Annotated in this window: 9 protein-coding genes; 2 read left to right on the forward strand and 7 right to left on the reverse strand. The window is 41.6% G+C overall.

Annotation, left to right across the window (positions count from 1 at the left end; translation table 11 throughout):
• Positions 1-2 precede the first annotated feature (2 nt).
• The 4 genes from QNM18_RS06960 to QNM18_RS06975 are packed head-to-tail and all read right to left on the reverse strand — an operon-like array spanning position 3 to position 7,108.
• On the reverse strand, positions 3-878 hold the full coding sequence (locus QNM18_RS06960) for a peptidylprolyl isomerase (protein ID WP_417714794.1): 876 nt from the start codon (positions 876-878) through the stop codon (positions 3-5).
• Positions 868-1,701, reverse strand: a complete 834-nt coding sequence (locus QNM18_RS06965) for a type 2 periplasmic-binding domain-containing protein (protein ID WP_284136740.1) — start codon at positions 1,699-1,701, stop codon at positions 868-870. The genes QNM18_RS06960 and QNM18_RS06965 overlap by 11 nt, the downstream gene beginning before the upstream one ends.
• The gene (locus tag QNM18_RS06970) at positions 1,701-5,426 is read right to left on the reverse strand and encodes a translocation/assembly module TamB domain-containing protein (RefSeq protein WP_284136741.1); all 3,726 of its coding nucleotides are present in this window, start codon (positions 5,424-5,426) and stop codon (positions 1,701-1,703) included. Before QNM18_RS06970 ends, QNM18_RS06965 begins: the two co-directional genes overlap by 1 nt.
• On the reverse strand, positions 5,423-7,108 hold the full coding sequence (locus QNM18_RS06975; protein WP_284136742.1) for an autotransporter assembly complex protein TamA: 1,686 nt from the start codon (positions 7,106-7,108) through the stop codon (positions 5,423-5,425). Before QNM18_RS06975 ends, QNM18_RS06970 begins: the two co-directional genes overlap by 4 nt.
• A gap of 204 nt (positions 7,109-7,312) precedes the next feature.
• On the opposite strand from QNM18_RS06975, the gene QNM18_RS06980 reads away from it, so the two are divergent.
• A complete protein-coding gene (locus tag QNM18_RS06980) occupies positions 7,313-7,642 on the forward strand; it encodes a ribonuclease E inhibitor RraB (RefSeq protein ID WP_211009887.1) in 330 nt (109 codons plus the stop codon).
• A gap of 48 nt (positions 7,643-7,690) precedes the next feature.
• Here the strand turns inward: QNM18_RS06980 and QNM18_RS06985 are convergent, their stop codons facing one another.
• The 3 genes from QNM18_RS06985 to pyrC form a co-directional block, all read right to left on the reverse strand.
• Complete coding sequence (locus tag QNM18_RS06985; protein WP_284136829.1) at positions 7,691-9,433, reverse strand: DNA repair helicase RadD; 1,743 nt, start codon at positions 9,431-9,433, stop codon at positions 7,691-7,693.
• A 347-nt stretch (positions 9,434-9,780) separates the two neighbouring features.
• Entirely contained in the window at positions 9,781-10,086 is a 306-nt protein-coding gene (locus tag QNM18_RS06990; RefSeq protein WP_023400905.1) for an H-NS histone family protein, read from the reverse strand.
• Positions 10,087-10,886: 800 nt separating this feature from the next.
• The gene (gene pyrC, locus QNM18_RS06995; protein ID WP_211009888.1) at positions 10,887-11,927 is read right to left on the reverse strand and encodes a dihydroorotase; all 1,041 of its coding nucleotides are present in this window, start codon (positions 11,925-11,927) and stop codon (positions 10,887-10,889) included.
• A 309-nt stretch (positions 11,928-12,236) separates the two neighbouring features.
• Here pyrC and QNM18_RS07000 point away from each other — a divergent pair, with 309 nt between their 5' ends.
• Positions 12,237-14,588 (forward strand): bifunctional diguanylate cyclase/phosphodiesterase, encoded by a 2,352-nt coding sequence (locus QNM18_RS07000; protein WP_284136743.1) that lies wholly within the window; start codon positions 12,237-12,239, stop codon positions 14,586-14,588.
• Positions 14,589-14,606 lie beyond the last annotated feature (18 nt).

The raw sequence follows: 14,606 nt of genomic DNA on the forward strand, positions 1-14,606 counted from the left end.
CTTTAACCTTTTCTTCTTGTTGGTACAGCGATAGAACACACATCCACAAAATTGGGGGTAAATTTAAACCATGGCTCTGGTCGATTGGTTCTTGCCACTATTAGCTCCTCAAAATGTGTCGAACTAGTATCAAAAAACTCAAACACACTGTTGTCTTGTGAGGCTATGTCACCCAGAACTTCAACTCCCTTGATGGGGTTAAATGGACGTCCATTTTCAGGCTCTCTTTGCAACTGCTGAACATGTTGCATCCCCTCCAATACGCGACCGAAGACGGTGATGTTACGATCTAAGTACCGCTGTGGTGCCAGTGTGATATAAAACTCAGTGCCACCACTATTAATCTCATTTCCCCTCGCCATAGCAAAAGTACCAGCACAATGGGTCATCCAAGTTTTTGTACCACCACTATTTTGTCCAACTGCAAAACCATCCAAAAAGCCAGTGCGTATCGCATAACCATCAGAGCCGTCTAACGCCATAATATTCAAAGCTCTGTCTGTTTTGTAAGATAACTCCGCTGCGAGTCGCTTCTGTCCTTTTACGGGGGTCTTAGTACCAGTTTGGTCTCCACCTTGCGCAACAAAACCTTCAACAAATCGATATACACTCAAGCCCTCATAAAACCCTTCGCGTGCCAAAAGCTTTATATTATTGGTATGGTTTGGGGCCAATTTGGCATTGAGTTCAACGTAGACATGACCTGTTTCAAGTTCAATTCGAATTACATTGTCATTGTTAATACTGCGCCAAGCACTACTCGGTGCCGTATTCACAATTTCGGAAGGTGCACGCACAACTTTACGGGACTTGTCTGGTTGCTGCATGCAACCGCTCAACATAACCACTGCACATAGCAACGCGGATTTAGCTTTTATCATTTTGTTTTTTATACCATAACTGGGAGTTATTAAGCGGCGCACTCGGTGGGAGACTGCGGTTTCTCAGCTCAATCAATGTACGCTGCTCAAGTGAAAGCTCTTCGACAAGCTTGGCAAAGTGACGAGAAAACAATTGTTCAAAACTGCCATCTTTGAGTGCTTTATTTAAGCCTTCTTTTAGCACTGAATACAGTGCATTATCTTGTTTATCAACGAAAAAATAAACCGCCGATGGATAGTAAAGTAGCAGCTGCTGCTCGGCAAAAGCATTATAGGTTTTTAAAATGTCAGGCAGCTCCAAAATACTGATGGGAATAGCATCAAAACGCTTTGAGGTCAGCATATTTAAAGCGCCGGGTAAAGCGTGAAACGCGTTAACAGACAGCTTGTTGTCAACAAAAATATCATGGTCTGGCCAATCATGCCTCAGCCCATAATGAAAAGACTGTAACTGAGAGATATGGCTCAAATTTGAAAAGCGGTGCTGTTGAGACTGGTCAATCAGTAAAATGCGGTAACCAAGTAACCCTTTTACAATTGGCACCCTGATCGCACGCGCAATGTTTTCTCGCTCAAAGCTGGTTACAGACCAAAAAATATCGATGCCATTGTCTTTGCCCAGTAGGCGGATCGCACGACTCTGAGTTGGGATATTTTTTATATACTGTAATTTATACGGTGTACTTTGATACGATAGTGCAAGCTCGATCAATTCAATAACGTAAGGATGCGCCCCATCTGTGACTCTTACATATTTTGCTTCTTTAGCAAGGGTCGAACAACAAAACAAGGCAACGAGCAAACAGCTCAAATAGCGCATTAATCACCCCAATCAAACTTGTACAACAGATCAATACTATCGTAGAGACCACTCGTCGCTTCTAAGTAAAGCTTTGAAAATATTCGATAACGTACTGCTATTTCACTCAATGAGGCAAATACACCAACTCTATAGCTGACTTGTACGCTCGGTGTAATGTAACCTGAAAGTTCAACTTGTGTATCATCACCACTTCCCTTTGCCGCTAAATTTATATCTCTTAATCCTAACTTTTTTCCAGCTTTTGTAAATAATCTTTTACTTTTATCAATGCTTTTCGCAAGCAGGAACTGAGCTAATAAGGTATTATTCGAACTTTCTCCAGCACCCAGCCGCGCGCCATTTAACAAATACTCTAATGCTTTAGCCTGATCCATTGCAGGTTCTGCAAAAATAGTTAATTGCGGAGAAGCTATGCTGCCTGTAACAGATACGCCTGCGATGACATCGTCAGCTGTGGTCTCGGGGTTGCGAATCGCTCGAATATTTAGATAAGGCTTGTCTAATGGTCCATTAAACCCGAGTTGTCCAGTTTCAATTAATAAGTCTTGTCCAAACGCCGTATACTTTCCTTCTAGCAAGGATACTTCTCCACCAGCCAAAGGAGCATTGCCAACTTGACGTTCTATATCTAGTGCCCCAGTCAAATACGCATCAAGTCCAAGTGCAACCACCCTAACATCGTCCAGTAACTTGATATCAATATCAGCACGATAGTCTATAAGCGCCCGGCCCTTTTCGGACTCAGTGTCATCTATAATGATCTGGTCATCGCTTACCACAATGGCCTCTTCCGGCAGTGTATCTAAGGTGAATCGAGCAAATGGCACTGACACCACTCCGCGAATATCTATTAACTTCTTAGCGTAACCGACTGTCAGATCGGGTGACACAGCCACTTTTACCCCAGGCATAGGTGTGACATGAAGGTTTGTCCCCTTAATGCTTGCATCTAGTGTCAATTCAGATTGCCAATCAACATGCCCAGACACCTGTGCTAATCCATCTTGCGATGTTTTAAAGCCTCCTTGCAAAGACAGCTGACGCTCATCAAACTCAGTCGATAACGTCAACTCAGTTACTTGCATCGGTAAATAACTCGACTCAACACTCAGGTTTTCAGCATGTAATTGGCCGAAAAGTGATGGGTTACTCAGATCTCCTGAAAAATTGATCGTGCCGTTTAGCGCACCATCCAAGCTTATATCAGGCCAAGAATAGGCACGTGCGTATGGCGTAAATTGATGTAGCTTGATCTCATTAATATGGATATATCCCGTTGCTTGCTGGCTTAATTGCATATCAGCAAAAGACAAACCACCTTTAATTAACCCCAGTTTCTCAAACTCTACATGCCACTGAGCCTCTATATCTTTCTCGCTTGTGGCTAATGACACTTCAAACTCTTGCACATTCAACACATTAATAGGTAAACCCTCGGTGACTTCGACCTCTGCAGGCAAATCAATCGCCACCTGTGCATCTTTAACCCAAAGCTTAGTATCGAGTGCTGCAACATTTCCATGCTTGATGGAAACCTTGCCTGCGCCATTCAGCTTGCCTTGAACAGATACGCCATTATCTATCCATCTCTTTACACTGTTTAGTGGAATATGCTCTAAATTCACACTCATCTCGCCCTGTTGTTCCGCCAACATAGCCGAGGCACACGCCCTACCACCATTGATCAACCAACAAGTGTTTGCCAAACTGAAACTATCTTGGCCTACTTGCAGGTCGACTGGTGCTGCAAGCTTTCCTTTTAAATCGTCAATTGTGAATGCACCTTTTGAGATCTGTCCTCGCCAGATATTTTTATCAAATAGCCCATGCAGGCTTGTCATCAACGCAAACTGCGCACTCCGCAATGACAAGTGAGCAGCATGAGACTGGCGGTTTCCATCTAAAACAAATTGTAATTGTCCGTGATTGAGCTGTGCTGCATTGATATCAGAAATATCAAGCTCGATCCGTCCCTGATAGTCTTTTTGTGTATCGAGCTGCGCTGACAATGTACCCTGAGCGATTGATATTTTATCTTCTAAGTCAATTTTAGAGAGCTGCGCATTTAGCATTAATTGTGGCTTTGTAACGCTACCTTTTACGTGTAGCTGCGCGTCCATCACCGCATCCAAAGGTAACACTTTATTCGCGCTGTGATTTATATTCGCATCGAAACGTAAGTCCGCACTGTCGCCAATCACTCCGGCTGCAATCACTGTGCTGCGACCATATTTAATCTGGGCTTGTTCTAGCTTGCCTATATAATCGTCAGCCATTTCTCCGCTAAGCGCAATTTCCAAAGGCAAGTCTGCCACCTTCCCCTTCAAGTCTAGTTTGGGAATAGTAACTGACCACTGATCATGCACAGACAAAAACCGTACCTCATACTCACCAGATAACGTTGCCGCCTCCTCAATCCCCAAATGTGGTAAAGGAAGCGCATGTAGCCGACCCTGCAATTGTGTTTTCAATCCACTTTGCCATGAAGCCTGAGCTGACAACTCTGAGTATGCATCGCCAACTGTGATACGACTTTTCTCGAAATTAATCTTCGACAAACGCCCTGTCAGAGACATATCTAACAAGATATCTTCGCCAACATCATAATGCCCGGAACTGTCAAATACCGCGTCAATATTGGCTTGATAGTTATCTAAGTCTCCACTACCTGATAGGTTTAAGTGATTCACTCTGCCCACTCGGTCAATGTCTAAACTTGACAGGCGAGCATCAAGGTTAAAGGGCCAATTAACCACTGTAGGTGAAACTTGTAAGGAAATAAGGCCGCTGGCTTTTCCTGATACGCGGCCTCGTAAAATTAGATTATCCATGTCTCCATCAACTAGCAATACTGCTGTCGAGTACACATTGCCATAACTCAAAGCGCCTTTTATAACGCTGGTCGACACATCATACCGCAAGTCCATTCGAGCAATTGCGTCTTTATAGGTAAACTGAAACTGATTGACCTCTGCTACTTGTTGCTCAACACTAATATCAGCACGAATATCACCCAGTATCGTTGGTGCATCGCTCGGCGTCCGGTATACCATCTCTTCTAGATGTAATCGTTGTATGTCAACATCTAGAGGAATGAATACCGAGGGAAGCTGCAAAGGCGCAATTTTATCGGGCACCACAAAAGCACTTTTTTCTGCCACTGCCCGATTGTCGACTATCAATTTTTGTGCGCTGAGGTAGCCCACTTGAATATGAGCATCGCTAGCTTTAGCGGCAAGTCCGAGGTTCTCTGCTGATACCTGTTGCTGCCCAGTATTCAGCGTCATTGATTTGACCGTAAGACTTTCAATGCCAATTGAAAATGGGAGTTTAATATATTCATCACTGGCCTCAGTAGCACTCGTGGGCGCTAAAGATGACGTATTTTTCACCTCTGAGGAATTTGCTAAGTGTACATTTATCTCGCCACTACTTACACTTAGACATAGAGTTGCGCAATCAAACCAATTTAGATTCAAATGCAAGTTTTTAGCAGTAACAGTAGCGCCTTGTGCTGTATATTCTAATTGAATCAAACCGCCTGAAAATAACCGCCCAGATAGTAATTCAACTTTGAGTCCCGATACCCAATAATTTGCTGCTAAGAGCAATATTCGGTTTCCTGTGTGCGTTTTACATAGCACTGTGAGCATTATCATTCCAGCGAGTAACAGCATAAGCCACTTGCTTTTCAACAGAAGTAATATGCGCTGTTTCATCATATTTCTGGCCCTATCACAATGCTCAAGCGCGTACTGCGGCTTGGTTTACTCAGTCCCCACGCATGATCTACACGCACAGGCCCTATTGGAGTAATATAGCGCACGCCGAATCCAGCTCCCACAGCCCACTTCTCTTCAAAGTCATTGGTTGCAGTACCCAGATCAACAAACACAGCCGCCCGCCAATTTGGCAAAAATTGATAGTTATACTCTGAGCTGGCCGTAACTAAGTATTTGGCTCCCAGTAATTCCCCCTGCTCACCTTTGGGTGAAATCGATTGAAATGCAAAGCCACGAATACTTTGATCGCCTCCGGCAAAAAAACGTAAATTGAGTGGAGTTTTATCAAAGTCTTTTGCAATAACGGCACCCAGTTCAGCTTTGAGTATCATTAAGTGTCGCTCCTGAAAACTTCTCAGCCAAGCTTGTTTCCAATGCACTTTTGTTAACGATGTTGAAGAGATCAGGCTTTCATGGGCTACTTCAATAGTAAATAGCTGTTCACTTCCCCAATACGGCGTCATTCCCCCTTGGCTCTGTTTTTTGGCATAGCTCACTCCCGGCAGTAGCATCTCGGTATCAAGTATAAGTCCAGTTTGCTCACTTCTTTCATGCTCACGTTTTATAAAAGCCGTTCTGACCCAATGGCTTTTCAAAACCCACTGTCTTTGTAATTGTACATTCCATGCTGTCACTTTAACCCCGTCAGTTAAATCATCTTGCAGTTGATAACCCCCCAACACACGCAGTACATCAGTGTTAGGGTCTTCAACTGGGATGGTATAGGTTGCGCTTACATCTTGTTTGCGCTGAGAGATATTCAAATCAGTATTAAAGGAGTGACCAAAATCATTCACCCATGGTTTATTCCATTTACCGCGAAACTTTGCGCCAAGATCCGTGCTGTAACCGCCTCCTACTTCAAAGCTGTTGGCAGGCTTATCAGTCACCTCCACTCGGATCGGTACTTGACCCGCAGTACGTGATTTAAGTAAAGGGTATACTTTTACACTGGCAAAATAGGGAGTTTCATTTAAAGCGAGACTAAAATCGCTCAATAACTTTGCGTCATATTTTGTGTGTGGCCTAAAAGGCGCCAGTTCTGTAATAAAATGTGCAGCTTTTGAAGTACCTGATAGTTTCATTTCACCAAATTGATAACGTGCTCCGGAGTCTACGATAAGCTTTGCAGTCCCCTGCTTTACAGTACGACGGATCTCCAGTGTGCTTTGCACCCACACAAAATCAAAATAACCCCGCTCCAATAATGCACTCTCAATTTGATTTTTCGCTACGCTGTATAAATCATGACGGATCTGCTCGCCTTTTTTGATCGGTAAGGAATCGAGCAACAAACTCAATTCCGGATCTTTGCCGCCTTCGCCCATAATTTGCACTTCGACAGATTGCCAACGCAATGCAGGTGCCAATGACAAGGTTATATTGAGACTCTGCGCTTGGCTGGAATAAGTAAGTTCACTTTCAAAGTTATAATAACCCACAGCCTGTAGCGCCAACTGCAAATCGGCCGAAATAGCCTGCTCTTGACGGTGTGTGAAAACAGTATTTTGGTACTTTTTTAAATACAGCTGAGCATTTTCTTCAGCAAGCTCACTGGTGGAGTGCACTTTGATCTCAGAAATTCGTTTTTGCTCATTAGCAAAAACAGGTTGAATATACATACAGAGAGTGATCAAAAAACAAATTAGACGTGACACACAAACCCTTTTAGCAAAGTTATCAACGCTTTGATTCTTTTTAAGCGCTACATACGGGTAAAGCTATCACAAGCTACCGCATATTCTCGACAAATATTTTACTGCGATGCTTTTTATTTCAGCTAGGATAACGGACAATATGCATAATTTTACTAATTGAGTGATGATATGCAATTTCCAAACGATGACAATGGTCAACTGTTATCTGAGATAGCAGCTGCTGGCGTCGATCTTACGCAAATGCAAAAAATTGATTTCTACATATTATTTGAGCAAAAGGATAATGCAGAGCGCTTTATTGAAACCATCAGTAAAGACGATTTAGCACCGCAAACTAAGTTAGGGAAATGTCCAGACACTGGTGTTTGGGAAGTTTTAACTACCGTGACTATGGTTCCAATGCATGAGTTGCTCGCTCAAACAGAGCAATATCTTGAATCCATCGCAAATGGCCATGAAGGATACGGTGATGGTTGGGGCTTAATGGCACAAGAGTAAGCCCCTGATGAAGCCGCAGACTTATACATACTGCGGCTTGCAATTGTATTAACTTTTGTCTGCAACTCTAAAATTACCCTTATAGTCAAAAATCTTCTCTACTATTTGCCAGCCATACTTCTTATGTTGCTTTGCAATGACAAAATCAGGGGCCGTCAAGGTTGTTATATCAACGTCATTTGCACTTCCCCATTTACCCAACGCATTACCTGATTTAACTCGCTTAGCAAAGTTCTTATGAAAGTAAAACTTGCTGCCTTTGACATTGAAGTCATACACTTCACTTGCTTCAGCGCCATCTTCATCAAAGTAGGTGACTTTAAGTACCTCAGACTTGATAACTTCAGCAGTCATGCCACAACACCGTATGACTAACGCATTTTTCAGATTTAGTGCGTCACGCAACTTGTCGTCTGGATCAGCCATGACTTCGCCACAATTGAGGCATTGGCGTGCGGCGATGTCATTTTCAGCACCACAGTGATCACACTCTTTAAACCGAAAGCGATAATCGCATTGTACCGACTCACCTTCGGCCTCATTCTCTAAAACGCCTTTGCAACGGCGGCCAAAATGTTCAATAACTTTACCTTGCTCATCCAGTTTGCCCCAGAATGTATTGGCAAACCCACAGCCTGGACAAAGAACTTGAACAGGTTCACTGTCTGGGTTGGGTTTAACACTGCCGACTTCTGGGTGAAAAAGGTCAAAGTCGTTACCTGCGTAATCAATGACAAGACAATCTCGTTTACCCTCATCCAAACGAAGACCTCTACCCACAATTTGTTGATATAAACTAACAGATTCAGTGGGTCTCAGGATCGCGATAAAATCCACATGGGGCGCGTCAAACCCGGTCGTTAATACGGACACATTTACTAAAAACTTTATCTGTTTATTCTTAAATCGAACGATAATATTATCGCGTTGTTTGTTTTCAGTATCACCGATAACGAGTTCAGTCTCTGAACTCGGCAAATAACTGGCAATTTCTTTTGCATGTAGCACAGTTGCAGCAAATATCATCACGCCCTGCCGAGACTCTGACTCCTTTAATACATGCTCAATAATACTTTTAGTGGCGCGGGTATGGTTACTTAGCAAGTTATTCATATCACTTTCACTAAACTTGCCAAAACTATCTGGCTTTAATGCTGAAAAATCGTAATTTTCAGTCGCTGGATCAACTTTCTTTGGCGGTGTCAAATACTGATTATTGATCATATAGCGCAATGGCAATTCATAAATACACTTTGAAAAAGGGCTCTCTTTTTCACCTCTTATAAAGCCATGGTAATGCTCGTGATATATCCACCCAAGCCCTAGACGATAAGGCGTTGCAGTTAAGCCCAGTAGCTTTAGTTGCGCATTAAATTCTTTCAGACGGTTTATTACTTGCATATATTGACTGTCTTCGTCGCCACTGACACGGTGACACTCATCGATAATGACTAAAGAATAAAATGTATTTAGTTGCTCTAGATTACGAGCCAATGATTGAACAGATGCAAAAGTGACCTGCTGATCGAGCTCTTTTTTATTTAAACCGGCAGAGAATATGCTCGCTTTTAATCCATAACTCTCATATTTTTGAGCGTTTTGCTCTACCAACTCTTTGACATGTGTCAGTACTAATATTTTCCGCTTTGCAACCCTCGCTAACTCAGCAATAACCAAACTTTTTCCAGCCCCTGTGGGTAATACAATGACAGCAGGATAGTTGCTTTTTCTAAAGTGTGTGATGGTGTTTTCCACCGCTTCTTTTTGGTAGGGTCTTAGCGTATAAATAATGCACCTCAAGTAATCAATCTACGCAAAAGAAAAGTATACCACTGAATCTTCCCGAGGAGCTACGCCAAGGTATAGCCATACATAAAAGTACACAATTATGTAATCGCCCAAAACCCCATATAAGGTACAACAATATATTTTGTAATTATTATAGGTAATTAATTCAATAGTAAAAAAGAAATAGCTTTAGAATAAAAGAGAAGTAAGGTTCTATCGAAGTATATAAATGGAAGCAGGTAAGCCGTGGTTTTGTATTGAAAATAAAAACAGGTGAAGCAATTTAGTGCTCCACCTGCTAAAACGAATAGTTCCTTTCAATTTAGAAAGTGATTAAAAATATTTTATACTTATATCTTATAATCATCTAAATTTACGTTTGCGAACGCTTTTGGTGTTTTACCGCGCCCGGTCCACTCATGGACTTTACCATCGATTTCAATTCGATATTTTGGACTGACTTTGCTGCGCTTGTCCATAGCACCAGAACCAACTAAGTCATCTAGCGTTAATCCCTTTTCTTTTAGCAGAGCTAGTACTTCTTCTTTAGCTTGTGCTTGCTCTTGTTGTTGAGCAATTGCATCTTGAAGTAGTTCATGTGCTTTAGTTAGCTCACTGAAGCTAGCATTTTTAATAAAAGATTTTATTTCACGCATTAGATTTCTCTCACAAAGTGTTGATTACAATTTTCATTGAAGTATTAAAAAGCTCTAATACTGAGAGTATATTATATTTATATAATTTCAAATTAATAGACATTATTTTAATCAAATTGTGATTTATTAAAAATAGGTACACCTTAACAATTAACATAACCTGCATTAACTTTTTTCATTTTGCATGTATCAGAATTTTATTAAGCCCATGTTTAATAAAGAATTAGCATATCTTGTTCTGACGAGGATTCACTATTTTTCTAATAAAAATTTCAACATTCTTTTCTCTTTAACTTTTAAACTATCTAAGTTATCAGACCTCTTTTTAATAGATTTATCTGTCAACTCAAGGTTAGGCTTCCTGAAACTACGTGGAAAACCAATGCAACTCAATCAGAATTAACTGCACATTTGTAAGATCACACAACTAAAATTTGAAAATAAGAGAACCAGAATCCAGTCATAATCGTATTACAAACAACTCAAACCAATATAGTCGAATAATACTAGTTACTGCGCGAACATGACTAATTTAGAGGGATACAGATACATAGCACACGTGGATAACCAAAGCTTTCACATCGCATAGTTTGGTCAAAAAAAAGAGTTAGACAAAATGAAAGTGATTATAAATAGTCACTCACCTTTATTATCGAGAGCTACCTAACTGTGGGTTATTCGTGCTTGAGTTAGCCAATTTATAGCGTCTAACTTTGGTAAGCTACCAATTTGGTTTAGATTCAAAAAAGGCTGCAAAAGCAGCCTTATTATTACATCCAATAAATGGTGTTACATAATGGTTATTCTACAACCTGCCAATCTATTGTAGCACCTGCTTTAATTGGCACAACATTAGTGTCACCAAGTGGATATGACTCTGGTACTTGCCAAGCACTCTTCTCCAACGTAATGGTATCCCGATTGCGCTCCAAGCCATAAAAGTCTGGGCCAAAGAAGCTCGCAAAACCTTCTAGCTTATCCAGTGCACCCGCTTCTTCAAAAGCTTCAGCGTATAACTCTATTGCCGCATGTGCGGTATATGCTCCCGCACAGCCACACGCAGCTTCTTTTTTATCTTTTGCGTGCGGAGCAGAATCCGTACCTAAGAAAAACTTTTTGCTTCCACTGGTCGCAGCATCAATTAAAGCCTGCTGGTGAATATTGCGCTTAAGGATAGGAAGACAGTAATAGTGAGGTCTTATCCCACCAGCTAACATATGATTGCGATTGTATAGCAGGTGATGTGCTGTAATAGTCGCCGCCACATTGTCCGGTGCAGAGCGAACAAACTCTACCGCATCTTTTGTCGTGATATGCTCAAGTACAATTTTTAACTTTGGAAATGCATCAACAATTTTTGCCAACTTAGTCTCAATAAACACTTTTTCTCTGTCAAAAATGTCGATAGACGAGTCAGTTACTTCACCGTGGATCAATAACAGCATACCCACTTCCTGCATTGCCTCTAATGCTGGATATACTTTTTCTATATCGGTTACACCTGAATCAGAGTTAGTCGTCGCCCCCGCTGGGTACAACTTGGCAGCAAAAATATGACCGCTTGCTTTTGCTTTTTTGATTTCTTCAGGCGTCGTTTTGTCTGTTAAATATAAAACCATTAACGGTTCAAAACCCGCTTTTGGCCCAGCTGCCATAATACGATCTCGATATGCTAGCGCAGTGTCTGTACAAGTCGCTGGAGGTACTAGGTTAGGCATAATAATTGCGCGGCCCATATATCGACTAATATCGCGCACAGTATCTTTAAGAACTTCACCGTCTCTTAAGTGTACGTGCCAATCATCTGGGCGAGTAATGGTAAGGGTCTGATTACTTGTCATTGCTAATTTCCACTGCTGAATTTGCCCGATCATAGGCGCTGTAAGGCTTTTAGTAAAGCTATTCAAGGTATTTTGTAGGCGACATAATGTGCTGGCTCAACTGTATTCCTGCGGTGTTCATTTGGATGTAATGCTAAATAAGGTATCAATATATAAAAGGCTTAACACATTTACGTCCCAACCGTACCTGTTTAAAGTACGGATTGTGCGCTTTTTTTTACAGTGGTATTTCTACTTTTTTACAACATAATTTGAGATTACATTGTTAAGTGAGATAACGTACAATCAATGTCCAACCGAGTATTGCCTATGCTGTTAGAAAAAAAACTAGAATCAAAAACAGAACAGTTGAGCATTATCAATCAGTTTTCATCCTCGTTATTGCAAATTACCCACTTAGAAGAGCTATTTGATTACGTTACTTCACAAGTTGTTAAACGCTTAGGTTTTGTTGATTGTGTAATTTATTTAGCTGATCAAGATTGCCAATGTTTAGAAGTTGTTGCCAGTATGGGTGTTGCACAACACAGTGAACGCTATGAGGTAGCACAGCAGACTATTCCAATCGCGGCCGGAATAACTGGCCATGTTGCACGAACAAAAAAACCATTTATATCTGGTGACTTGTCTCTAGAGCCGATGTATATCGCGGACTCCCAGCCTGCGCTCTCTGAGCTTTGCGTTCCGTTGGTATATAAAGAACAATTAATCGGCGTCATCGATTGCGAACATCCAGAGCAAAACTATTTTACTTCAAGCCACTTACAAATACTCTCAACCGTCGCTCACTTATTAAGCGCCAAAATATACCAAGTTCGCACGGTAGACCACCTCACGGCAACGGTTTCTCAGCTCAATGAAGCGCAGCTAATCGAAAAATGTATCCTGAAAATCGCCAATATAACTTACCATTCTCAAGAGCTTGATACGTTTTACGATGAGCTTTATAAAATAATCAATACCGTGTTACCAGCTAACAATTGCTTTATCGGCATCTACGATACCAAACAAGATATGCTTGAGATCGAGTATTTAATAGAGGATGGTAATAAGTGTCTTGCGCAGCAAAAAGTGTCCAAGTCGCAACTGAAGCATACCGCTTCATATTATGTGATCCGGACACAGTCCGCCTTATTGTGTGACCACCAGCAATTTCAGCACCATATTAGTCAAGGTCATTTTGAAATGATAGGCCGCTCTCCCCAAGCTTGGCTTGGGGTGCCTTTTATAGTCAATGATCAATATCAAGGCGTGATTGTTTTGCAAAGTTATGAGCAACATGAAACATTTAATCGCCAGCACTACACGATCCTAACTTATATAAGTCGACAAATTAGTATGGCCATTGACCGTCGATTGGCTAAACAAGCGCTTGAGCATAGAGCCTTACACGACGACTTAACAGGGTTAGCCAACCGCTACTTATTAATAGAGAGAATGAAGCATGCAATCTTATCTCTCGGTCGCCAAACACAGTCAAATCTTCACTGCCTGATTTACCTCGATCTCGACCGCTTTAAAAGTATCAACGACTCTTTAGGTCACGATGTAGGCGATCGCTTTTTAATAGCGATAGTTAAAGCACTACAAACATGCATTCGTAAAACAGATACCTTTGCCAGACTCGGCGGCGACGAGTTTGCCATCTTCATGGAAAATATCCAAGATGAAGAGCAAGTCGCAAAAGCACTACAAAGATTGACGCAAGCAATTGCAAACCCATTCACTATAGATACACATGTGCTGCAGGCATCTAGCAGTATTGGGGTCGCATTCACCGAACACGACTCGGACAATGCCATCACACTGTTACAACAAGCCGATGCGGCCATGTACGAAGCTAAATCTGCCGGGCGAAGCCAGGTCCGTTATTTTAACAATGCCATGCGTAGTAAATTGAAACATCAAGCAGACATAGAAAATGATTTACAGCATGGAATTCTTAATGACGAGTTTGAATTGTTCTACCAACCAATTTTTACGTTAAATCAGCCCAAGGTAGTCAGCTTTGAAGCATTGGTTCGCTGGCATCATCCAAAAAATGGATTAGTTGCACCTGATCAATTTATTCCTATTGCCGAAAGTACGGGGCAAATTATCGAATTAGACCGACATATTTTAACCCTTGCAGCAAAGCAATTATCAAATTGGCGGCAACAAGGTGTGTCAGACATAAAAATGACTGTCAATGTCTCATCTCGGCACTTTGCAAGTTTAGAGTTTATTGAATATATCCACGCGCTGTACGATGAGTATAAATTGCCAAGCGGTAGTTTATGTTTAGAAATTACAGAATCGGGCCTCATTGAAAACTTAAACCTCGCCACTAAAATCATTAACGGTATTACTCCGCTAGGCGTGCAGCTGTACCTGGATGACTTTGGGACCGGCTACTCAGCGCTCGGTTATTTACATCAGCTACCTATTCACGTTTTAAAAATAGACAAAAGCTTTGTAGAGCAACTTTCAACAAAGGACAGCCCGCTTATCGACGCCATTTTATCGCTGGCAAAGTCATTGCAGTTGAAGGTGGTTGCAGAGGGAATTGAAACGCCAAAACAGTGGGCAAGGTTAAAACGCAAAGGGTGTCAGTTGGGACAAGGGTATTTGGTTTCTCGACCAATGCCAAGTCAAAAGGCGCTGGCTTTTTTACATGCGTAATCAGCCAAAGTAATTGAA

It is taken from the genome of Pseudoalteromonas obscura (assembly GCF_030135505.1).
GTDB lineage: Bacteria > Pseudomonadota > Gammaproteobacteria > Enterobacterales > Alteromonadaceae > Pseudoalteromonas > Pseudoalteromonas obscura.

Bases quoted from the DNA above. Each gene is read 5' to 3' on its own strand.
- QNM18_RS06965 (WP_284136740.1), bottom strand. From the start codon at position 1,701: ATGCGCTATTTGAGCTGTTTGCTCGTTGCCTTGTTTTGTTGTTCGACC.
- QNM18_RS06970 (WP_284136741.1), bottom strand. From the start codon at position 5,426: ATGATGAAACAGCGCATATTACTTCTGTTGAAAAGCAAGTGGCTTATG.
- QNM18_RS06975 (WP_284136742.1), bottom strand. From the start codon at position 7,108: ATGTATATTCAACCTGTTTTTGCTAATGAGCAAAAACGAATTTCTGAG.
- QNM18_RS06980 (WP_211009887.1), top strand. From the start codon at position 7,313: ATGCAATTTCCAAACGATGACAATGGTCAACTGTTATCTGAGATAGCA.
- QNM18_RS06990 (WP_023400905.1), bottom strand. From the start codon at position 10,086: ATGCGTGAAATAAAATCTTTTATTAAAAATGCTAGCTTCAGTGAGCTA.
- pyrC (WP_211009888.1), bottom strand. From the start codon at position 11,927: ATGACAAGTAATCAGACCCTTACCATTACTCGCCCAGATGATTGGCAC.
- QNM18_RS07000 (WP_284136743.1), top strand. From the start codon at position 12,237: ATGCTGTTAGAAAAAAAACTAGAATCAAAAACAGAACAGTTGAGCATT.